Origin of the sequence: Halorussus ruber (assembly GCF_004765785.1) — an archaeon.
GTDB lineage: Archaea > Halobacteriota > Halobacteria > Halobacteriales > Haladaptataceae > Halorussus > Halorussus ruber.
Window position 1 is genome coordinate 181,891 of sequence record NZ_ML219769.1, and the last position, 20,252, is coordinate 202,142.

Consider the following 20,252-nt stretch of genomic DNA (forward strand, 5'->3'; position numbering starts at 1 on the left):
GCGTTCTGAGCGACCCGAGAACGGGGTTGCCGAGAACTAATACCGGAAAATTACGGAATTTCTATGCGCGGTGCTTCTCGGAGTCAATCTTCCGTTGCGCGGGCAGATACCAGAGGATTTCCTCGATGTCGGTCCCCTTCGTGATTTCGACTGAGAGGTTAGCGCCACCCGATATATGAAGCTTGAGGACCTGTGGCTTGCGGAATATCGCAAGTAGCGTGATAAGGATACCGACGAGAATCGGTATCGTAACGATCCCGAGTATCAAGGTTTGAAGGTCGATTTGGCGACCATACTCGACCGACGTAATATTGTCGAGCGGGACCTCTTGGAATCCGAATCCGCCCGCCATCTTGTCGTGCTTGATAAGCCGGTCGTTCGTCACGTACCAATGGCTCTCCCCGTATCCGAACAGAGATTTTAGCCACGGTATAAATCCGGTCGGACGGTGTTTGAAGGAGTATGCTACCTCCTCGTCGTTGAAAGTGTACCGTTCGATTTCTTTACTGCTATTAGACATCAGGTTAGCATTTCACTACCACTATTTATAACTAACGTGAAAGTACAGGTTGAGCGAGCTATTATTTCTCCGTCTACTGGTTCTGTCTCTCAATCGAACATAGCTCGACCAGTCCCGGCTTCGGAAATCGAATCCACTTAAAGTCACCGAAACTTTTAAATATCTTTCGCCCTAACCTCACGTTAGGAAGAAACGCCCTCCGAGCTATTTCCGGGTCTCTCCCGCTCGGACACCAGCAGTCACGAGTTCACCAACATGACAGCGACAAACATCCAGAGCTACGACGAACAGACCAGCGAACAGCTCGAGGTCGAGCGCGAGGCCGAACCAGAGGAGCAACGCTGTCCCGAGTGTGGCGGCCACGTCGCCGCAGACGAGGAACACGGCGAGTCGGTGTGTGAGGAGTGCGGCCTCGTGGTCGAGGAGGACACCGTAGACCGAGGTCCCGAGTGGCGCGCGTTCGACGCCAACGAGAAAGACGAGAAGAGTCGCGTCGGCGCACCCACGACGAAGTTGATGCACGACAAGGGCCTCTCGACCAACATCGGCTGGCAGGACGAGGACGCCTACGGCAACTCGCTCAACACCAGCCAGCGCCGGAAGATGCAGCGCCTGCGCAAGTGGGACGAGCGGTTCCGCACGCGAGACCACGCAGAGCGCAACCTCAAGCAGGCGCTCGGCGAAATCGAGCGCATGGGGAGCGCGCTCGGTCTCCCCGAAGGAGTACGCGAGACCGCGTCGGTCATCTACCGTCGCGCGCTCGAGGAGGACCTCCTCCCCGGGCGCTCCATCGAGGGGGTCGCCACCGCCGCGGTCTACGCCGCCGCGCGCCAGACCGGGACGCCCCGGAGCCTCGAAGAGGTCGCCGCCGTCAGTCGCATCGACGCGACGGAGTTCAAGCGGACCTACCGCTACGTCGTCCGCGAACTCGGCCTCGAAGTCCAGCCCGCCGACCCCGAGAAGTACCTCACCCGGTTCGCCAGCGAACTCGGCGTCTCGCCCGCCGTCGAGCGCCGCGGGCGGGACCTCCTCCGCGCGGCGGGAGACGAGGGCGTGACCAGCGGGAAGCACCCCGTCGGCCTCGCCGCCGCCGCGGTCTACGCCGCCGCGCTGCTCGAAGACGAGTCGCGCACGCAGGACGAGGTCAGCGAGGTGGCCGACGTGAGCTCGGTCACCATCCGCAACCGGTATCAGGAACTCCTCGACGTGGTCGGCGAGACCCACGTCGTGCCCAACAGCGCGGACCTCGGAAGTGCGGAAGCGTAGGGAGTATAGAAGCCACCTTCAGCACGCGCTGACATCTGCGTGCTTCGCTCGATAAGACAGGAGTTCCCTGGCGTCTGCGCGAGCGAAGCGAGCGCAGGCTCGGAGGACGCGGTTGTCCTCCGGCGGACTGAAAGGGCGAGCGCGGTTCGCGTTTACCTCGGTCGCCTCAGCATGGCGACTATTTCGGGCGCGCAGTTCTGCGCGCCCGAAATATCCTGCTGAGGGACCGCGAACCGCGCGAGGGCTTTCGAAACCCCGTTCCATCTACTCCGAATCGGAATTCCATCCCTTTATTCGAATACTACTATCTGGAAACCACTGTTTCATCCATACCTCGGAAACGTCCTCACGTGTGATAGCGGCGCGTAGAACGAGAAGTGCTCCACCCCGAGGTCCCCGGCAGCGGGCCGCCCGCGCCCGCCCCGACCCGGTGGCCCCTCGCGGAGCGTTCTCGCCACCGCGTAGCAGAAGGCGTAGTTGAGCGCGAAGTAGTCCCGCGCCAGCGCCTCGCCGACCGCCTCGCGGAGCGCGCCGCAGACCTCCTCGCCAGCCGCGCGGGCCGTCTCGCAGTCGGGTTCCGGGAAGAACTCGCGGGCGAAGAAGGCGAGCGCGCGCTCCGACTCGAAGAAATCGGGTAGCACGTCGTCTATCGAGACGTTCTGTCCTCGCCGGAGCGCCTCGTCGCGGAACTCGTCGGCGAGCGACTCGACCGACCGCCACTCGGGGTCCGGCCGGTCCTGCGCCCGGTCGTGGAAGGCCTCGATACAGCACTCCGGGTAGCCGTGGAGGTCGCCCTGATAGCGCTCGAACGCGGAGCGATTCCCCTCCACCTCGGCCTCGACGTTTCGCTCCACGATTTCGGCGGGGTCGGGCGCGTCCTCCTCGCGGAAGAAGTACGCCCGCATCCCCCAGTCGGCCATGCGCCCGGTCCGAAGCCACTCCGGCACGACGACGACTTCGCCGGGGAACGCGGCGCGCAGGAACTCGACTTCGGGCAACTGCTCGGCGGTCTCGCGCAGGTCCTCGGAAGCCGCCAGCACCTCCTCGCGCTCGAAGGCGTCGAGTGCGACCGACGTCGTGTTCAGCGCGAGCCGGGATTGCTGGACCTGTTGGAGGCGAGTTTCGGGGTCTATGGCGCTTGTTTCGTCCGGCGTGGCCTGCGTCGCCCTGCCGACGCCGTCGAAGTAGGTGGCGTCGAACGGGACGCTCGCGCCGGGTCGCTCGCCCGCCAAGACCGACAGCGCTTCGAGCGCGACGAACGTCGGGAGGCGTTCGACCGCCGCTTGCGAAGCCATGTGTCGGGACACGGCGGCGTCCCGGTTAATTCCCTCGGCGAGTCGTCCGACCGCGGTTCGATTCTCGGCCTCGGTTTCTCTCGTTCAGCACGTCTCGAATCGAGGCTTCGTTTCCAAAGTGAATCGCCCTCTCCGACTTCGCTCTGTTAACCACAACCTCGGTAAGGACGAGTGTGATATCTAGAAGCATGATAGGGGAACTGCTGGCCGAAGTCGTACTCGCTGGGTCGCCGGTGCCGCCGTGGCTGGTCGAGTTCGCCACGCGAGTCGAACACGCGCTCGCCCCGGCCAGAGACCTCGTCAAGCCGGTTCTTGCGAGTTGGTGGACTCTCGGCATCTGGGCGACGCTGAACCTCGTCTCGCTCGGGGTCCTCTGGTGGGACGTTCACAAGCGCAACCAGAACCTGCCGTCGCTGATGAAACTCGTCTGGACGCTCGTGGTCGCCTACTCCGGCCCGGTCGGTCTGGCGGTGTACTGGTACTCCGGCCGGACCCAACTCGACGACGATTCGCTCTGGAAGCAGGGGTTCCGCTCGGACTCTCACTGCTACTCGGGGTGCGGACTCGGCGAGGTCATCGGCATCACGTCGGCGACCATCATCCTGAGTTTCTCGACGCTCTGGGTGACGGTCGTGACGTTCACGCTGGCGTACCTGTTCGGCTACGCGCTGACGGTCGGCCCGCTGATGCAGGAGGGCGAGTCGTTCGCCACCGCCGCGAAGGACGCCCTCTGGACCGAGACGCCCAGCATCACCGTCATGGAGATTACCGCTATCGGGACTGACCTCCTGCTGGCCGGAGGAGCGAAGTGGACCCAACCGCTGTTCTGGACCGCGCTGTTCTTCTCGCTGACGCTCGGGTTCGTCGCCGCCTACCCGGTCAACGCCGCCCTCATCGCGGTCGGCGTGAAGGAGGGCATGGGCAACCCCGCCGAGATGGACGGGAGCAGCAGCGGGAGTAGCGCGAGCGGAAGCTCGAGCGCGAGCGCCGACTGACGCCCGGTCGGGGCGCTCGAACGTGCGCCAGCCGAGGCGCTCGAACGTCTCCTCTGACCGACGAGTCGGACTTCCGACTCGGAGTTCGGAGCGCCGACCGGTTCCGACGAGTCGGAACCGGTCGGCAGAGAGAAATGTAGTTGTTTTCTAAAGAAATATTTTGGTTTATTAAGGAAACGTATCGGTTGCCGAGTCCGGGGGTCTTCGCCCGCCAGCTACCCCGTCGCCGTCTCGACCGATTCCGTCGTCTCGGCCGCGGTGGTCGTGGTGGTGTCGCTCGTCGTGGAGTCAGTCGTCGTATCGGACGCTGTTGTCGAATCAGTTGTCGTATCGGACACGGTCGTCGAGTCCGTCGTCGTAGTCGTCTCGGTCGTACTCGTCTCCGTCGTCGTGTCCTCCGTCGTGGTCGTCTCGGTGGTGGTGGTCGTTTCAGTCGTGGTTTCCGAGGTGGTGGTTGTCTCGGTCGTCGTCTCGGTGGCCGTCTGCGTCGTCGTGGTTTCGGTCGTGGTCTGTGTGGTCGTCTCGTTCGTCGTCGTTGTCGTCGTCTCCGTCGTCGTGTCGGACGTGGTGGTCGTTTGCGTCGTCGTCCCGGCGGTCGTCGTGGCCGTCTCGGTCGTCGTGGCCGTCTCGGTCGTGGTGGCCTCTGTCGTGGTGTCCTGCGTCGTGGTCGTCGTCGCTTCCGTCGTGGTGGCTTCCGTCGTGGTGGCTTCCGTCGTAGTCGTGTCCGAATCACCGGAGCCGTCGGACCCGCCCGAACCGCCGGAGTCACCCGAGTCGCCGCCAGAGCCACCGGACCCGCTCGAACCATCGGAGCCACCTGCGTCGCCGCCGGAACCACCGCCCGACCCCGACCCGTCGGTCGTGGTCGCGCCGCTCGCGGTGGTGTTGCCTCCTCCTGTCGTCGTTCCGCCGTCAGCGGCGGTCGTCGCCGAACCCGGCGTCGTCGGAGGAGCGCCGGTCGTCGGCGCGGCGGTCTCCTCCGCGGTCTGGTTCGGTTCCGGCGTCTTCGTGGTCAGGGGCACGTCCGCGCCGTCGCCGTCGTCGCCGACCGACACCGGAACGCCGGTCACGGCCGAACTCACGCCGACGATGATGAGCGCCACGCCCGCGACCAGTAGGACGCGCTGGAAGGTATCGACCGCGTCCCGCCGCGAGGAGTACCGGAGTCGCCGCTGGAAGGACTTCGCCCGCGGTCCCACGACCGGGAGCGACGAGGCAACGTCCAGCACCTCCGAGAGGTCGAGCGCGCCGGTCACGAGCGCGAGGACCGCGAAGACGGTCAGGCCGCCGACCGGCACGACCGCGAGCGCGAGAATCGGCGGGGCGAGGCTCTTCGAGGCCGCGACCACCAGCGGCGCGCCCACGCCGACCGTGACCCCGACCCGGACGAGGCGGGCGTCGGCCAGCGGGTCGAAGCCCAGTCCGCGGGCGCTCCAGATGTGCAGGAAGAACATCGACCCGTAGCTGAGACTCGTTGCGACCGCCGCGCCGTGCATCCCGTAGCGGTTGATGAGAAACCAGTTCAGCACGACGTTGGCGAGCGCGGCCGTGCCGGTCGCCGCGATGAGTCGCCCGAGGTCGCCCTTGGCCTGCCCGACCGCGAGGATGGGGCGGGCGACCGCGAACCCGACCGCGCCGGGCAGAAGCAGGTACAGCGGCGTCAGCGACGCCGCGTAGTTGTCGGGCCAGAGCATCGGCACCGCGACCGGCGCGAGCGACCCGATGCCGACCGCCAGCAGCGCGGTGAAAAGCAGGCTGTATCGCGTGATTTTGGCGGTCATCTGGCTGATTCGCTCGCGGTCGCCCTGCGACCAGAGCTTCGAGGTCGAGTGGAGCAGGACCGTCTGGAGCGCCATCGGCGCGACCCAGAGGAACTCCGCGAGGACCAGCGCCACCTTGTAGAAGGCCGTCGCCGGGCCGTCGACCAGCACGCGAATCATCATCACGTCCACGTGGTACATCGACATCAGCAGGGCCACCAGCACGATGCTCATCCCGTTGAACGACAGCAGTTCTCTGCGGGGGAAAGAGCGGGGTGCGATGCGGAGCGCGTCGAGGACCGACACCTGCCGGGCGATGAGCGCGAACCCGACGAGCGCCGACAGCGTACTTCCGACGATGTGGCCCGCCAGCACGCCCTCGACGCCGTAGCCGAGCCACGCCAGCGCGAGGCCCGCTCCGACGAACGTCAGGCGATTCAGCACTTTGAGGGCTTCCGAGTAGGGTTCCAGACCGAAGCCCATCAGCGTCCGGCGGGCGTACGACCGGAACTGGGCCGCCACGACGAGGCCGCCCAGCAGGAAGAAGTACCGCCGGAACTGCTCGCCCTCGACCAGTCGAGCCAGCAGGTCCGACTGGGCGAACCACACCAGCGTGCCCGCCCCGAGCAGTCCGAGGAGGACCGCGAGCCGGAAGTAGAACCCGACGACGCGCTCCTGCCACGCGGAGTCCGCGCGCTCCTCGCCGAGGAACTTCTGGACGCCGTCGGTCACGCCCGAGCTGACGAAAATCATGAAGATGGAGAACACCGACAGCAGGAAGCTGTAGTCGCCGTAGTCGGCCTCCCCGAGAAGCGTGGCTAACAGCGGCGAGGTGACGATACCGACCGCCAGCACGATGACCTTCGTGCCGAGGACCGACACGAAGCCGCGCGTGATGCTCCTGCTCATTGAACCAAAGTTCCCTGCGGGCGGCTATCGACTCGCCACACTATCGGTCCCGGTCTACCACGGCACCGGGGAGCGTCGTCGTGCCCGACGAGAGGCGGACTCCCGGGTGGAGGCTGGTGTCGATGCCGGTCTTCGCGCCGTCGCCGACCACGACGCCGAACTTCCGGCGGTCGGTCGAGACGCGGTCGCCCTTGACGGTCAGCTTCACGTCCTCGCCGTCGTGGCGCAGGTTGGCGACGTTCGTGCCAGCCCCGAAGTTCACGTCCCGGCCCAGCACGCTGTCGCCGACGTAGCTCAGGTGGCCGACCGTGGCTCCCTCCCGCAGGAGGCTGTTTTTCACTTCGACCGAGTGACCGACTTTCGCGTCCGGCCCAATCGTGGTCGAACTCCGAACGTAGGCGTTCGGACCGACGGTCGCGCCCTCTCGGACGATTGCGGGACCTTCGATTACCACGCCGGATTTGACGGTCGCACCCTCCTCGACCACGACCGGGCCGCGGAGTTCGGCGTCGTCGCTGACCTCGCCATCGACCCGGCGCGAGAGGTCCGCGAGTCGGCGCTCGTTGGCCTCCAGCAGTTCCCACGGGCGGCCCACGTCGAGCCAGTCGCCCAGTTCGACCGGGGTCACGTCGTACTCCGCGACCACGCGGTCCAGCACGTCGGTCAGTTCGTACTCGCCGCGCTCGCTCCGGGAGACGCCCAGCCAGTCGGTGGTCTCCTCGGGGAAGACGTAGGCCCCCGCGTTGGCGAGGTTCGACGGGGGATTCTCTGGCTTCTCCACGATGTCGGTGACGGTGCCGCCTCCGTCCTCCGTCGAGAGGACGCCGTAGTTCGATGGATTTTCCGCCCGGAAGGCACCGACCGCGGGTCCGTCCTCGAAGAGCGTTTCGAGGCTCTCGGCGTCGTAGAGGTTGTCGCCGTTGAGGACGGCGAAATCGCCGGAGAGGAGAGGACTCGCGGCCCGAACCGCGTCGGCGGTGCCGGTCTGTTCGGCCTGCTCGGCGTAGGTGACGGGGACGCCAGCGTACTCCTCGCCGAAGTAGTCCCGCACCTGTTCGGCCCCGTAGCCCACGACCAGCACGAGTTCGTCGGCACCGGCCGCGATGGCGGCGTCGGCGACGTGGGCGACGATTGGGCGGTCGGCGACCGGGAGCATCGGTTTCGCGGTGTCGTCCGTGAGGGGCCGCATTCGGGTTCCCTTCCCTGCGGACAGAATCGTGGCTTGCATTCTTGCTCGCCGCTTCGGCCCTCCGGGGGTTTACTATCCGGCGGCTAAGCGACCGCGGACCGGGGCCGTCGGCGGGGCGGCGGTCGCCACCGCCCCGCCAAAATTTAGCGCCGATTTGTTGCGGAATCGGCCGCGAGAGGGCTTATCTACCGCATAATTATGCCCGAATCCGGCTTAGAGGGAGTCGGGATGAGGCTGGAACACACGGCGGGCGAACAGACCACTCCGGAGTCGTTGAGTACTCGCGTATGTTTAGCGCTGGCAGAGGTAAAGGGCGTCCACCCGTGGCAGTCCAAACCCTTGTACGAGACGCTCGACCCGGGCATTCTGGAGGCGCTCGACGAGCAGGACAACGGCGACTGGCGACTCGAATTCGAGGCCGGGAAACACGTCGTCGTCGTCACCGGCCGCGGCGAGGTCACGGTCGACGGCGCGCGCTTCTCCGAACGCGACTACCGCGAGGCTCTCGACGAAATCGACTGGGACGCCCCGCAAAAATCGAAGATTAGCTAAACTCGCTGGCCGGACGCGACTTCTTCTGCCGCCGACGCGATGCGCTCTCGCTCGGCGTGAGACTCGTGCCACTGCTCTATCAGCCCCGCGCCGATTTCTCGAAGCTCGGGGTCGTCGCACTCGACCGTCTCGCCGGTTTCGAGGTCGTACAGCTCGTCTTCGCCGGGTTGCCAGATGTACTTCCAGTCCTCCCCGCGGACCGCCACCTTGGGCATCCGGTTGTGCGAGAAGACGTAGGTGTCCAGCGCGTCGGTGTAGTCCTCCTCGCGCGCCAGCGAGGTCAGCAGGTCGGGCAGGTTCTTCAGGGAGAAGGGTTTTTCGACGGTTCCCTCGGGTCCGTTGGCGACGACGAGGGGGACGTCGGTTAGCTCCTCGTAGAGGTCCCGACCGTGGCCGTACATGCCGTGGTCGCCGAACGCCTCGCCGTGGTCGCCGTGGACGACCATCAGGGGGTCGCCAGCGAAGTCGCGGTCCACCCGGCCGACGAACTCGTCGGTGTAGCGAATCGTGTCCTCGTAGGTGTCGGTCAGCACGTCGTGGAACTTGGGCGTGAGGCCGTCGCCGCCCCGGTCGGCGAACAGCGCGAGGTTGGCCGGATAGGTCGTGAGCCGCGAGCGCGACCGGTAGCCCTCCGGCGGGAGGTACGGCAGGTGGACGTCCACCAGAAAAACCCAGAGGAAGTAGGGTTCGTCGGCCTCCTCGGTCCACGCCACGATGTCGTCGTAGAACGCTTCCCACGACATGAACATATCCTGGCCCTGCCACCAGTTCATCGCCTTGACCGCCAGCGAGGAGAGCGCGTTGGTCTGCTCGCCGTCCTTCAGCAGGCCCTCGGAGGCGTCGTCGTCCATGAAGTCCTCGAAGTGGTCGAATCCCTTGTCGAAGCCGAAGTAGCGGGAGGTCCACGGGTTCGCGGTGAACGCCGCCGTCTCGTAGCCCATCCGAGAGAACTGTTGGGCCACGGTGTCGCGGGCCGACAGGTGTTCGCGGATGTGGGCCTTCATCGAGGCCTGGTCTGAGCCTTTCGCTCCCTCGCGCTCGATGGGGAACTCGCCGGTCAGAAACGTGGTCGCCGAGCCGTGGGTCGCCGGAGCGGGCGCGACGGCGTTCTCGAACCGGAGACCGTCGTCCGCGAGTCGGTCGAGTTTCGGCGTGAGGTTGCCGTCGTGGCCGCCGAACCCGCAGTAGTCCGAGCGGATGCTGTCGATAGTCAGGAGGACGACGTTTCTGCCGTCTGTCGTGGACGCTCGTTCGTCGGTCATAGAGGTGTCCTCGCGCCTGAAGACGTTTATTATCCTGTTGCTAAACATCCTATACGAATGGTAAACAATAAAAACGATTGCTCTATCTTTTGTGGCCTGCGGTCGCTTCGAGAGACATGGGACAGACCGAACCCCCCGAACCCACCCAGCGCATCGCGCTCCCCGACCGACTCGTGAGTCGGGTCGAGAAGCGACTCCCCCGGACCGACTTCGACTCGCCCGAGGAGTACGTCGCCTACGTCTTGGAGGAGGTACTGGCGCAGGTCGAGTCCGAAGCGGGCGAGGGCTACGAGCAGGTGGACAGCGGCGAAGTCGAGGAGCGACTGGAATCGCTCGGGTATCTGGACTGACTGCGCTCGTTTTTTGCGGACTCCTCGACCGGCGGCGTTCGAACGTGTTTCTCAGTAGTGGTAACCCCACATCGCCCGTACACCGTCGATTGCCCCGCCAACAGCAGTTGGAAGCCAATAGAAGACGGGTTCGGTCGGTCCGAGGACAGCCAGATACGTCCCGACCGCCCCACCGCAGAGGAGACCCCAGCCGGAGAACCACACTCGGTGCCCGATTTCGTAGCGGTCGGTCGCCGACTCGAACGTGCCAGCGGCGATGAGAAGTCCGCCGAGAACCGTGAGTATCAACTGCGGGAGAGTTCCGAAGAGCGACGTGCCACAATCGACGCCTCGACACGGTGCTTGCGGAAATCGGACTGCGATGGTGTATACTGTGAACCCAACGAGCAGCAGACCGAGACCCGTCACGACTATTGAACGACCGCGCATGTCGGGCTTACAAAATATCGCCGCAAGTGCCTTGTGGTGATTTAGGGATACGTCGAGTAGGTCTCGGCGAAGTCGAACGTCGTGATTTCCGACGAACCCGACCAGTCAGACTGGGTTGCCACGTCGGACACGTAGAGACGGTCCCCGGTATCGGCGACGGTCGCCGCATCGCCCAGCTGCGCGCGGTTGAAGCCGTCTCGGCCTACCCGTTTCATGCTGAACCCACAGTCACCAGACGCAGTTCCACAGACGCCGAGTCGGTAGGTAACGTCACTAAACTCCCCGCGAAGGCGGCTATCTAACTCCTCGTCCACGACAATCTCTCTCGGGGAACGGACTGCCTCCTCCGCGTAAGTTGGAGCATACGAAACCTCGATTTCGCCCTCAGGCGCTGGTGAGACCATCGACCACGAGATGCGTCCGTGTCACTGTCGCCCGTTATCGTCCCACGAAACGTCGATGTATTTGCGCTTCACCTCGCCGGTCACGGAGACGTGTTCGATGCCAGCCCAACCGAGTCCGCAGGCTGCTGCCAACCCGGCACTTCCGAGGAGAACGGTCCGTCTGGAGGGCCTCGGTCGTGCTTATCCTCGTGATTACCGGGGCGACAGCTCAGACGTCACCTTCTCGACGCTCGACTGGACGACGGGCGACCGACCCAGCCACGCGCGAGACACTGGCCGAGTCGGGGGACGGTCGCCAGTCGGACCAATACGAAGAATCGACGCGACGGCTCTCGAAACCGAGTTCCGAACGATTCTCCTCCCGACCGCACTCGCGTCTACGGTCCGTTCACCGACGTACTGATGCCCATTCGGTCCCGACTGCCGCTCGTCTGTCCGCCGTCCTTCTGGCGACCGCCCTCCTGCCGATTGTAGTTCGGGTCGTCGGCGCGCTCGACCAGTTCGACCGCCCGGTCGAACAACTCGGTCGCGCGCTCGTCGGTCTCGGCCTCGGCGGTCACGCGCACCAGCGGTTGGGTCCCGCTGGCGCGGACGAGGAACCACCCGCCATCGACCTCGACGCGAATCCCGTCGCGGGTGTCCACGTCGTCGTACTCCTCGCGGAGCGTCTCGGCGACCATCTGCATTCGCTCGCGCTTCTCGTCGGTCCGGACGCTGGTGCGCTTGGTCGGGTAGGTCTCGATGTCGGCCACGAGGTCGTCGAGCGACCCGCGCTCGCTGACGATTTCGGCCAACCGGCACGCCGCCAGCGGGCCGTCGGGGCAGAACGCCTCGTCGGGCCAAATCCACGCGCCGCTGGGTTCGCCGCCGAAGACCACGCCCGAGTCCTGCAGTCGCTCGGCCACGTAGCCGTCGCCGACTTTCGTCCGGGTCAGCGAGGCCCCGACCGACCGGAGGGCGTCGTCCACCGCGAGGCTGGTGTTCAGCGGCGCGGCGACTTTCGTGCCCTCCTCGGCGTATCGACGCCCGAACAGCGCCAACAGCACGTCGCCGGAGACGAACTCGCCGGACTCGGTGACAGCCATCATCCTGTCCGCGTCGCCGTCGTGGGCCACGCCGAAGTCGGCGTCGCTCTCGGCGACGATGGCTCGGAGGCCGCGACAGTTCTCGGCGGTCGGTTCGCTCGGCCTGCCGGAGAGTCGCCCGTCGAACTCGCCGTTCAGCGTCGTGACCGAACAGCCGAGGTCCCGAAGCACGTCGGCGGTCAGGATGCCGGGGCTGTTGCCCGCGTCCACCACGACCGAGAGGTCGTCGCCGGAGTCGCCGTCGAGGTCGATTGCGGCGGTGAGCGCATTCCGGTGGTTCTCCGCGAGGTCGGGGGCGGGAATTTCCTCCCCCAACTCCTGAGAGCGCACCGACTCGAAGTCCTGATTTTCGAGGCGGTCGGCGACCGAGACCCGCTTCTGGCCGTCGAACGCTTGGGAGGTGATGTCCCAGAGCTTCAGGCCGTTGTCCTTCGGCGGGTTGTGCGAGGCCGTCACCATCACCCCGGCGTCGCCGTCCACCTGCCAGACGCTCCGGGCCAGCGTCGGCGTGGTGACGACGCCCGCCCGGACCGCGTCGGCCCCGCAGTCGCGCAGTCCCGCGCTGACGGCGTCGGCGAGGACGGTTCCGCTCTCGCGGGCGTCTCGCCCGACCAGAACCTTGTCGTACCCCTCCGACGCGAGCGCGCGGCCCACGTCGAACGCCAACTGCGCGGTTACTTGCTTTCCGACCTCGCCGCGGATACCGCTGGTTCCGAACATGGAAATCCAAAGGACGCCTACCAGCGTGACTATACGCAGGATAATTCTGTCGAGTCCCAATCATTGACGGTTCCTCACGGCGGTCGCCCCGCCGGAGCGCCCGCTTACCGCGTCGAACTTTCCGTTCGACGCGAGACTCGGATGCGCCGACAGCTACCGCAGGGCGCTCGACCCCGAGCCTTCGCGCGTGCGAGAGAAACTACTTCTAGCTCGTCGGCGTCCGCGTGGTGGTGACAGCCGCACCGCGGTTTCCCGTTTGCGAGGTCGTGGTAGGCGTAGGTGTTGCCGCCGCTCGGGCAGAACAGGCCGACGAGCGTGTCGTCCTGACGGTCGTCCTCTCGGGCGCGCCGGGTCCGCTCGTCTCTGCTCGGCGGGTTCTGTCGCTGCTTGCGCTCGTCGGTCTCGCAACGGTGGTTGCCCGCTCGCGCGAAGTACCGGCCGCAGTCTGGACATCGCTCGAACTCGTCGGACTCCTCGACGAGGTCGAGTAGCGATTTCGAGTCCCCCATACCCGTCGTTCGGCGCTCGGCGGTTTCGTTATGAACCTGTTAGCAATTGTCCCAGTTCGTTGCTCGGTCGTCCGCTTCCCATCCGATTGGGCCGGGAGGAGTTATCACGTGGCTAGACGCCGGTTATCGCCCGTATAGGAAGGTGCATAGCGGCCATCCACCTAACCGGGGCGTCTCCCCCACCGGACGACCCAAGGAGGTGATGACGACAGGAACTGCCGTACTCCGGACCATCTACTCACCAACGGGCGGCGTCGGGGCGCCCTGTGTCCATATGAGGTCGGCGCAGGACCGTGGGGTCGGACCGGATTCGCGTCCGGTGACCGACCCCACCGTCCGTCGGCGGTTCTCACGTGCTCCGTGTCGTCCGTAACTCCGTTTTCCGGAACCCCGGTTCCGGTACTCCGTTTTGCCACACTCCGTTTCCGCACACGCTGTTCTCACAGCAGTCGCTTCCGTACGTCTCTCCTCATAACAGTCGCTTCTGTACGTCTCTCTGAGCAGTACCTCGGTTTCGACCAGCGTCGAGTCGGCGTCGAAGGACCGAAAAGTCGGCTCGACAGTCAGGAGAGCGAAATCTCGAACGTTACTTGTCTGCCTGGTCGTCGCTCGACCGGCGCATGGTCCCCGCGGCCACGAGCGCGATGACGCTGATGGTGGCGATAGCGATGCCGACGCCGGACGGGATGGGGGTGTTGGGGAGGTTCGCGTAGATGCTGACCAGCAGGGCGAGGGCCAGTCCCGCACCGCCAACGTACGTGGTAGGCCGCGACGAGGAGTCAGCCATCTCGGAGCTGCGGTCGTCGGTCTCGACCGGCCGGTGGTCGGGCGTCTCCTCGGCCTCGCGCATCGAGGGCTCCTCGTCGAGGTAGCGGTCGAAGGAGTCGGTCAGGTCGGTCTGTTCCACGATGCCGCGGTTCTGCTGGTACTTGATGACGCCCTCCTCGTCGAGCTTGGGGAGATGGGACTGGTAGAGCGCGATGTAGACGCGCTGGCGCTCTTGGGACTTGAGCGCCGCGACGGTGGTGTCGTGTTCGACCGCCGCGATTTTCTCGGTGATGTCGGTCATCTTCGCGGGCGTGTCGTGTTCCTGCAGGTACTTGAGGACGAGGCGGCGACGGCGACACTGGAGGATGTGGAATATCTCGTCGCGCGTCAGCGTGTTGTCTGCCTCGGCGTCGTTCTCGGCGTCGTTCTCGACGTCGGGGGCGTTCTCGTCGTTCTCGACTTCGTTCGCGTCAATCGGTTCAATCGGTTCCTTACTAGCGGACATGGGCGGTCTAATCCAGCATTACCAGTCAGGGGGTTAATACCGGGGTGACCGTTACTACTGTTATGCCGACTTTCCTCAGTTGTTGCACCCAATTTTTACTGTTTCGTTAGTTTACGCCGGGATGAAAAACGGAATTCGGTCCTGAAACCGGGTTTCGATTCGTATTCCGTTATCAGGTATCCGAGGGAACACGTCCCCGAAAACCAAAACTCTGTTCGCGGTTTCGCGGTCGAGACGCCCTCACAATCCCACGCGATCGGTTTGCGATCTTTCCGAAACAACTCCGAGTGCGTTCGCTGATGGCCTGTTTCACTCTACTGCGCTTTTGGGAACCGCTAAACAGTACTCCTTCTAGAACTGTCTACGTCAATCGGCGCTGTTCGCGCCCCGATGTGGGTCGACGCCCGGTTGAAACCGACGGATACGCTGTAGCTGTCGCTCTGGCCGGATTCGTACGCTGTTCAGTCGGGACGCTGCGGCGCGAAAGGCGGACTTCCCGATGCAGATTCGCGGTCGGCCCCGGCGCATTCCTCCTCCGTTCGTCGTCTTGGCTCGCCCCTTTCGTCTCGGCTTGACTCAGTTCTCCTCGTCTCGACTCGCCCCGTCTCGCCGCTGTTCGCTTCGCTCGCTGCGTATTCCGTCTCGTGGCGATGCCGAGGGCTATCGGGTCGCGTCGGGCACGCAGTCCGCGCCGGGTGCGAAGTCCGCGCCGGACGCAGACGGACGGCCGAGCGAAGACGCGAAGCGCGACGCCGCGGCGTCGCGCTTCGCACTCGTACGTTGTCGCTATTGCCCAGACGCTGTGGCTGTCGCTACTCGCCCGACCGCTGGGGCTGTCGCTACTGCCCGGCCGCTGTCGGCGTCAGGCCCCCGGACCTACCTGCGGGCGGTACCTCTCTGGGCACCGCGGGGTCGGGGACCGCGCCGTCGAGACAGATGAGGTTCTCGCGGCCGATTTGGACCTTGGTGATGGTCCCGTCGTCTTCCATCGCCGAGAGGCGTCTGCTGACCTTGGCCTTCGACCAGCCGGTTATCTCGACGATGTCGCTCTGGCGCATCCGGCCCGACTCGGCCCGGAGCATCCGCTCGACGAGTTCGGCGTCCGAGACGAGTTCGACCTCGGCGGAGGCGGCGACTTCGACCGCCGTCGTCCCCTCGGCCTCGTCGGACCCCGTGCGGGACTCCTCGCCGGACATCCGGTCGCCATCGTCGGTGTCGCTAATCGCTTCGACGGCGCTCGCGCTCCGTCCGGAACTGAGTGCCGCCGAGAGTCGCCGGACGAGTACTCGCTCGGGTCGCGGTCGCTCGGAGCGAAGCCGCCGGGGGTGCAACCGGCCGAGGGCACCCTCGACCGAAAGCTGGTCGCGGCCGGTCACGACGACCGTGATGCCGACGCCAGCCACGAATCCGAGGAGGCTCCCGGTCATCCACGCTGGGGACAGCGAGTCGGTGGGATCGACGCCCAGACTCACCTCGGTCTCGTCGCTCAGGAAGTCGCCGTCGGTGTCGGTCGCGGTCGGGTCGGTGCCGTAGCGTTCGACCTCGGCGCGGTCGGTCAGGCCGTCGCCGTCGGTGTCCGGGTCGAGCGGGTCGGTTCCGGCCGCGAGTTCCTCGCCGTCTTTCAGGCCGTCGTCGTCAGAGTCGGCGTCGGTCGGCGAGGTATCGCCGCGGAACTCCTCGGCGTCGGAAAGCCCGTCGTCGTCGGTGTCCGGGTCGAGTGGGTCGGTTCCCTCTTCGAGTTCCACGAGGTCCGAGAGTCCGTCGCCGTCGGAGTCGATGGTAGTGGGGTCGAGCCCGCGCTTGAGTTCCTCGTCGTCGGAGAGACCGTCGCCGTCGCTGTCCACGGCGGTCGGGTCGCTCCCGTATTCGTGGACCTCGGCCCCGTCGCTGAGTCCGTCGCCGTCGGTGTCGGGCGCGAGCGGGTCGGTTCCGTACTGGTTGACTTCGAGGCCGTCGGCGAGTCCGTCGCCGTCGCTGTCGGCCACCGAGACGTTGGTGCCCGCGGCGAGTTCGCGCTGGTTCGCCAGCCCGTCGCCGTCGAGGTCCTCGGACTTGCCCGCGAGTTTGACCGAGGAGACGTCGAGGGTGTTGTTGGTGGTCGCGTTCTTCAGCGCGACGGTCATCCACGTCGCGTTGTCGGGGAAGGGGCGGTCCCGAGTGAGCGTGACGACCGTCCGGTTCTTGCTCGTGGCGTTCTTCAGGGTGGCGTTCGCCGAATTTTCGTCCGTCAGGTTCGCGTTCGTCCGGTTCGCGGTCACGTTCACCTCGAAGCGTTCGCACGCGATGGGTTGCCGGTCCGCGGTCCGGTTTTCGGCGAGGGTCCGGTTTTCCGCGAAGCTCTGGTTCGCGGCGAGCGTTCCGTTTCTAGCCGTTCGATTCAGCGCGGACGCTCGACGTTCGTCGGAATCGGCAGAGAGACAGACAGTATATGTTCCCGACGAGTTGATGGCGACGCCGACGTCAAACTGCTGACTCGACGACCGCCAGAAGTGGGGCGTCCCGTTCACCGTGGCGAACGCGCCGCCGTCGCTCGTGACGTTGGTGACGTTCGATTCCGACACGTCGGTCGCAATCGGGTCGGTACCTCTCGTAATCGGATTCTTTGCCGAGGGGGAGTGTGCGACCGTTCCGGTCGCGGCCGCGATGGGCGTCAGCATCCCCGCGACGAGGAGGAGCACCACACCAAGTACGCCTCCTCGCGTGATTTGCTTGTTCATGGCCAGTTATAGAGAGCAATCAATCCTACAATTATATACCTTACGACCATTAAATCGGGCATTTGTCTAACCGTTTCAGCAATTCTAAGCTCTGGTTGTGATTGCAATAATATCGGGGTGTTTTCGTATTTTCGCGTTCACGAGTCTGACGCGCGTCGTCGTCTAACCATACCGGGGCTGGTAGGTTTAGCAACCTACTAAACTCGGTCGCGGGGGGGTCCGCGTCTGAGCTGCCGATTTTGGACAAACGTCAGATTTTACGTTTTCCGACAGAAAGCTCCCGACGCTCCTCCCCGAAGACCGATATTAGGTGGTGTATAAGCCGGTCTACCGGGCATTTCGTGATTGGCAACGGTTCGCAACCCTGCGGGGAAGTATCATTCTGACGACCGGCCGTCGGGCGGGGTCCGGCGAGGTCCAGCGAGGTCCGGCGGAGGCTGACCGACGCTACTTCGCTCGTCTCAGACCGGCCACTTCGCCTGTTTCGCTCGTCTCAGACCGGCCACTTCGCCTGTTTCGCCCGTCGTCGGACCGGCCACTTCGCCTGTTTCGCTCGTCGTCGGACCGGCCGCCTCGTCTCACGTTTATGTACTCCGCCGCCGAACAGCCGATATGGAGACGCGCTCGCTCGGCGACACGGGACACGAGAGTAGCGTGCTGACCTTCGGAGCCATCGCGCTCAACTGGCTCGAACAGGACGGCGCGGACCAGATGGTCGAGTTGCTCCTCGACCGAGGAGTCAACCACTTCGACGTGGCTCCGACCTACGGCGACGCGGAGTTGAAGCTCGGCCCGAAACTCCGCCAGCACCGCGAGGACATCTTCCTCGGGTGCAAGACGCAGGCCCGCGACTACGACGGCGCGCGCCGGAAACTCGAACGCTCGCTCGACCGCCTCGGAGTCGAGACCATCGACCTCTATCAGGTCCACGGTCTCGAATACGACGAGGAGTTGGACACCATCACGGGCGAGGACGGCGCGCTCGAAGCCTTCCGCGACGCGCGAGACGAGGGCCTCATCGACCACATCGGCCTGACCAGCCACGGGAACCCCCAACTCATCCTCGACGCGATGAACCGCATCGACGACCTCGAAACCGTGATGTTCCCGCTGAACCCGGTGGTCGTGGGGAAAGACGGCGAGGACCACGACTACGAGGCCGTGCTGGAGCGCGCCGACGAACAGAACGTCGGCACGCTCGGCATCAAGGCGTTCGCCGAGGGACCGTGGCCGCCGACCGACGAACTCCCCGAGGCCGACCGGCCCTACGCCAACTGGTACGAACCGGTGGACACGCCCGCCGAAATCGAGGAGCGATTCGACTTCGCGGCCGCCCAGGGGCTGACCAGCGTCGTCAGTCCGGGCGACCCCAAACTGGTGGCGATGGTCCTCGACGCCGCCCGGCGCTACGACGGGATGGACGAGTCGGCCCAGCGCTCGCTGGTCGAGCGCCTGCGCCACGACGAGAGTCCGGTGCCCGAGCAGCTGCACCACTAACCGGGGACGATGGACGTGCCGGAGACTGTCACGACCGCGCTCGAAGACCGCCCGGTAGCGGGCGCGACTTGCCTCGAAGCAGGGGCGGGCGTCGGGAACACCACCGCGGGACTCCTCGACGCGGGTGCCCGTCGAGTCTACGCCGTGACGAACGACGCCGACCACGCCAGAACTGTCCGCGAGCGGGTCGGACCGGGCGGCCCCGACGAATCCGACCGCGCCGCCCTCCTCGAAGCGGACCTGCGCGACCTCCCGCTGGCCGACGACTCGGTTGACGTTATCACGGCACACGGCCTGTTCAACGTCCTCCCGCCGGAGTCGCTGGACGCCGTGGCCTCGGAGCTGACCCGGGTCGCAGAGTCGGACTGCCACCTCGTGGTGGACGACTACGCGCCGCTTCCCGACGACGCCGAGATGCGGGACCTCTTTTCGGTCGAGGACGCCGCCACCGAGTTGGCCGACGGTCGGCCCGCGCTCACGTTCTACCCGCCAGCGGCGCTCCGGCGACTGTTCGCGGGATACGGGTGGGTGTTCGACCGGAGGAGGACTCTGCTGGACCCGGTTCCGTGGACCGAGAGCCACGTCGAGGCCCACGCCGAGGTCGCGCGCTCGGCCGCCGAGCGGTTGCCCGACGAACTGGGTGGACCGCTGTGCGAGGAGGCCGACCGTCTGGTCGAATCCATCGGCGAGGAGTCGGTGGGCGAGATGTACAGCGTTGCGATGCGGTTGGCCGAGGAGTGACGCCTCTCATCGACACCACGCCGCTCCGAAGGCCAATCGTTTATAAGCCTTCGGCGGGTCGTTCCGTCCACTCCATGGAAGCGACTCGGACGCAACTCGCAAAGGGACTCGGCGTCAGCGTCGGCGCGTTCACCCTCTTCGGTGTCGTGACCGGCCTCGTTCCGAATCCCATCTACGTGCGGATGGTCCCGCGGACGGTGCCGGACTACGTGTTTCTGGTCCTCACGTCGCTGCTCGTCGGGGCCTACGCGGTCCAAGAGTGGACGAAGAACCGGGCGGGCAACGACGGGCTAGCCCTCGGCGGCGTCGTCGGCGGCTTTCTGGCGTTCGGGTGCCCGATTTGCAACGTCTTCCTGCTGGCGCTGTTCGGCAGTTCGACGCTGATGACCTACTTCGACCCCTACCGACCGATTCTGGGCGTCGTGTCGGTCCTCGCGCTCGGCGGGCTGGTCTACTACCGCCACGTCGCCGACTGCGAGGTCTGTGAGGCGTAAACGCTCATTCCCGGCATCTTCTATTTCTCCGGGGATGCGAGCGTAGAATCGGGAGGGAGGGACGCTGTCGAGGACGATACTTAGCGGTGCGTCGCACTCGGGTATTATTGCATGCCGAGCGGGCTCCACTTTTCACAATGTTTGAACATTGTAGACTGTGCAGAAATTCTGCGTTGCCGGACGGTGAGTCGAGTCTCCAACGCGGGCAGGATGCATTCGAGTACCGATGGCAAAATCTCGGCGTGAGAGAACCGGGCGTCGTCCAGAAAACAACGATTTCATTTC

18 protein-coding genes are annotated in these 20,252 nt (G+C 65.4%); 7 read left to right on the forward strand and 11 right to left on the reverse strand.

The features are described from left to right. Positions 1-61: 61 nt before the first annotated feature. Entirely contained in the window at positions 62-520 is a 459-nt protein-coding gene (locus EPL01_RS03015) for a PH domain-containing protein (RefSeq protein WP_135823776.1), read from the reverse strand. A 255-nt stretch (positions 521-775) separates the two neighbouring features. Between EPL01_RS03015 and EPL01_RS03020 the strand changes: the two genes are divergently transcribed. After that, positions 776-1,786, forward strand: a complete 1,011-nt coding sequence (locus EPL01_RS03020; protein ID WP_135823777.1) for a transcription initiation factor IIB — start codon at positions 776-778, stop codon at positions 1,784-1,786. 323 nt (positions 1,787-2,109) lie between these two features. Here the strand turns inward: EPL01_RS03020 and EPL01_RS03025 are convergent, their stop codons facing one another. Next, entirely contained in the window at positions 2,110-3,081 is a 972-nt protein-coding gene (locus EPL01_RS03025) for a hypothetical protein (RefSeq protein ID WP_135823778.1), read from the reverse strand. Between the two features lie 188 nt (positions 3,082-3,269). Between EPL01_RS03025 and EPL01_RS03030 the strand changes: the two genes are divergently transcribed. After that, positions 3,270-4,076, forward strand: a complete 807-nt coding sequence (locus EPL01_RS03030; protein WP_135823846.1) for a DUF4396 domain-containing protein — start codon at positions 3,270-3,272, stop codon at positions 4,074-4,076. Positions 4,077-4,291: 215 nt separating this feature from the next. Here EPL01_RS03030 and EPL01_RS03035 read toward each other — a convergent pair whose 3' ends face one another. Both EPL01_RS03035 and glmU read right to left on the reverse strand, forming a co-directional pair. Then, complete coding sequence (locus tag EPL01_RS03035) at positions 4,292-6,745, reverse strand: lipopolysaccharide biosynthesis protein (RefSeq protein WP_210424059.1); 2,454 nt, start codon at positions 6,743-6,745, stop codon at positions 4,292-4,294. 40 nt (positions 6,746-6,785) lie between these two features. After that, positions 6,786-7,973, reverse strand: a complete 1,188-nt coding sequence (glmU, locus tag EPL01_RS03040) for a bifunctional sugar-1-phosphate nucleotidylyltransferase/acetyltransferase (RefSeq protein ID WP_135823779.1) — start codon at positions 7,971-7,973, stop codon at positions 6,786-6,788. A gap of 189 nt (positions 7,974-8,162) precedes the next feature. Between glmU and EPL01_RS03045 the strand changes: the two genes are divergently transcribed. Further along, the gene (locus EPL01_RS03045; RefSeq protein ID WP_135823780.1) at positions 8,163-8,486 is read left to right on the forward strand and encodes a HalOD1 output domain-containing protein; all 324 of its coding nucleotides are present in this window, start codon (positions 8,163-8,165) and stop codon (positions 8,484-8,486) included. On the opposite strand, the gene EPL01_RS03050 is transcribed toward EPL01_RS03045, so the two are convergent. Then, positions 8,483-9,748: a sulfatase gene (locus EPL01_RS03050; protein WP_135823781.1), complete on the reverse strand. Its 1,266-nt coding sequence runs from the start codon at positions 9,746-9,748 to the stop codon at positions 8,483-8,485. The genes EPL01_RS03045 and EPL01_RS03050 overlap by 4 nt on opposite strands. 116 nt (positions 9,749-9,864) lie before the next feature. On the opposite strand from EPL01_RS03050, the gene EPL01_RS03055 reads away from it, so the two are divergent. Then, entirely contained in the window at positions 9,865-10,098 is a 234-nt protein-coding gene (locus EPL01_RS03055) for a hypothetical protein (RefSeq protein ID WP_135823782.1), read from the forward strand. A gap of 51 nt (positions 10,099-10,149) precedes the next feature. Here EPL01_RS03055 and EPL01_RS03060 read toward each other — a convergent pair whose 3' ends face one another. From EPL01_RS03060 to EPL01_RS03080, 6 genes are all read right to left on the reverse strand, one after another. Next, positions 10,150-10,386: a hypothetical protein gene (locus tag EPL01_RS03060; protein WP_135823783.1), complete on the reverse strand. Its 237-nt coding sequence runs from the start codon at positions 10,384-10,386 to the stop codon at positions 10,150-10,152. 182 nt (positions 10,387-10,568) lie between these two features. Further along, positions 10,569-10,742: a hypothetical protein gene (locus EPL01_RS21400; RefSeq protein ID WP_168215789.1), complete on the reverse strand. Its 174-nt coding sequence runs from the start codon at positions 10,740-10,742 to the stop codon at positions 10,569-10,571. 566 nt (positions 10,743-11,308) lie between these two features. Further along, entirely contained in the window at positions 11,309-12,736 is a 1,428-nt protein-coding gene (gene glmM / locus EPL01_RS03065) for a phosphoglucosamine mutase (protein WP_135823784.1), read from the reverse strand. Between the two features lie 104 nt (positions 12,737-12,840). After that, a complete protein-coding gene (locus EPL01_RS03070) occupies positions 12,841-13,245 on the reverse strand; it encodes a hypothetical protein (RefSeq protein WP_135823785.1) in 405 nt (134 codons plus the stop codon). Positions 13,246-13,831: 586 nt separating this feature from the next. Next, positions 13,832-14,518, reverse strand: a complete 687-nt coding sequence (locus EPL01_RS21950) for a DUF7344 domain-containing protein (RefSeq protein ID WP_210424060.1) — start codon at positions 14,516-14,518, stop codon at positions 13,832-13,834. A gap of 839 nt (positions 14,519-15,357) precedes the next feature. Then, positions 15,358-17,235 (reverse strand): helix-turn-helix transcriptional regulator, encoded by a 1,878-nt coding sequence (locus EPL01_RS03080; protein WP_135823786.1) that lies wholly within the window; start codon positions 17,233-17,235, stop codon positions 15,358-15,360. A gap of 612 nt (positions 17,236-17,847) precedes the next feature. Between EPL01_RS03080 and EPL01_RS03085 the strand changes: the two genes are divergently transcribed. The 3 genes from EPL01_RS03085 (at position 17,848) to EPL01_RS03095 (ending at position 19,967) form a co-directional block, all read left to right on the forward strand. Beyond that, a complete protein-coding gene (locus EPL01_RS03085; RefSeq protein ID WP_135823787.1) occupies positions 17,848-18,732 on the forward strand; it encodes an aldo/keto reductase in 885 nt (294 codons plus the stop codon). A gap of 9 nt (positions 18,733-18,741) precedes the next feature. Then, positions 18,742-19,473, forward strand: a complete 732-nt coding sequence (locus EPL01_RS03090) for a class I SAM-dependent methyltransferase (protein ID WP_135823788.1) — start codon at positions 18,742-18,744, stop codon at positions 19,471-19,473. Between the two features lie 74 nt (positions 19,474-19,547). Beyond that, the gene (locus EPL01_RS03095) at positions 19,548-19,967 is read left to right on the forward strand and encodes a hypothetical protein (protein WP_135823789.1); all 420 of its coding nucleotides are present in this window, start codon (positions 19,548-19,550) and stop codon (positions 19,965-19,967) included. Positions 19,968-20,252 lie beyond the last annotated feature (285 nt).

What these genes read in the sequence shown, in the direction of transcription:
- EPL01_RS03090 (WP_135823788.1), top strand. Translation starts at nt 18,742, where the DNA reads ATGGACGTGCCGGAGACTGTCACGACCGCGCTCGAAGACCGCCCGGTA.
- EPL01_RS03095 (WP_135823789.1), top strand. Translation starts at nt 19,548, where the DNA reads ATGGAAGCGACTCGGACGCAACTCGCAAAGGGACTCGGCGTCAGCGTC.
- EPL01_RS21950 (WP_210424060.1), bottom strand. Translation starts at nt 14,518, where the DNA reads ATGTCCGCTAGTAAGGAACCGATTGAACCGATTGACGCGAACGAAGTC.
- EPL01_RS03055 (WP_135823782.1), top strand. Translation starts at nt 9,865, where the DNA reads ATGGGACAGACCGAACCCCCCGAACCCACCCAGCGCATCGCGCTCCCC.
- glmM (WP_135823784.1), bottom strand. Translation starts at nt 12,736, where the DNA reads ATGTTCGGAACCAGCGGTATCCGCGGCGAGGTCGGAAAGCAAGTAACC.
- EPL01_RS21400 (WP_168215789.1), bottom strand. Translation starts at nt 10,742, where the DNA reads ATGAAACGGGTAGGCCGAGACGGCTTCAACCGCGCGCAGCTGGGCGAT.
- EPL01_RS03050 (WP_135823781.1), bottom strand. Translation starts at nt 9,748, where the DNA reads ATGACCGACGAACGAGCGTCCACGACAGACGGCAGAAACGTCGTCCTC.
- EPL01_RS03030 (WP_135823846.1), top strand. Translation starts at nt 3,270, where the DNA reads ATGATAGGGGAACTGCTGGCCGAAGTCGTACTCGCTGGGTCGCCGGTG.
- EPL01_RS03035 (WP_210424059.1), bottom strand. Translation starts at nt 6,745, where the DNA reads ATGAGCAGGAGCATCACGCGCGGCTTCGTGTCGGTCCTCGGCACGAAG.
- glmU (WP_135823779.1), bottom strand. Translation starts at nt 7,973, where the DNA reads ATGCAAGCCACGATTCTGTCCGCAGGGAAGGGAACCCGAATGCGGCCC.
- EPL01_RS03020 (WP_135823777.1), top strand. Translation starts at nt 776, where the DNA reads ATGACAGCGACAAACATCCAGAGCTACGACGAACAGACCAGCGAACAG.
- EPL01_RS03080 (WP_135823786.1), bottom strand. Translation starts at nt 17,235, where the DNA reads ATGAACAAGCAAATCACGCGAGGAGGCGTACTTGGTGTGGTGCTCCTC.
- EPL01_RS03015 (WP_135823776.1), bottom strand. Translation starts at nt 520, where the DNA reads ATGTCTAATAGCAGTAAAGAAATCGAACGGTACACTTTCAACGACGAG.
- EPL01_RS03085 (WP_135823787.1), top strand. Translation starts at nt 17,848, where the DNA reads ATGGAGACGCGCTCGCTCGGCGACACGGGACACGAGAGTAGCGTGCTG.
- EPL01_RS03045 (WP_135823780.1), top strand. Translation starts at nt 8,163, where the DNA reads ATGAGGCTGGAACACACGGCGGGCGAACAGACCACTCCGGAGTCGTTG.
- EPL01_RS03025 (WP_135823778.1), bottom strand. Translation starts at nt 3,081, where the DNA reads ATGGCTTCGCAAGCGGCGGTCGAACGCCTCCCGACGTTCGTCGCGCTC.
- EPL01_RS03070 (WP_135823785.1), bottom strand. Translation starts at nt 13,245, where the DNA reads ATGGGGGACTCGAAATCGCTACTCGACCTCGTCGAGGAGTCCGACGAG.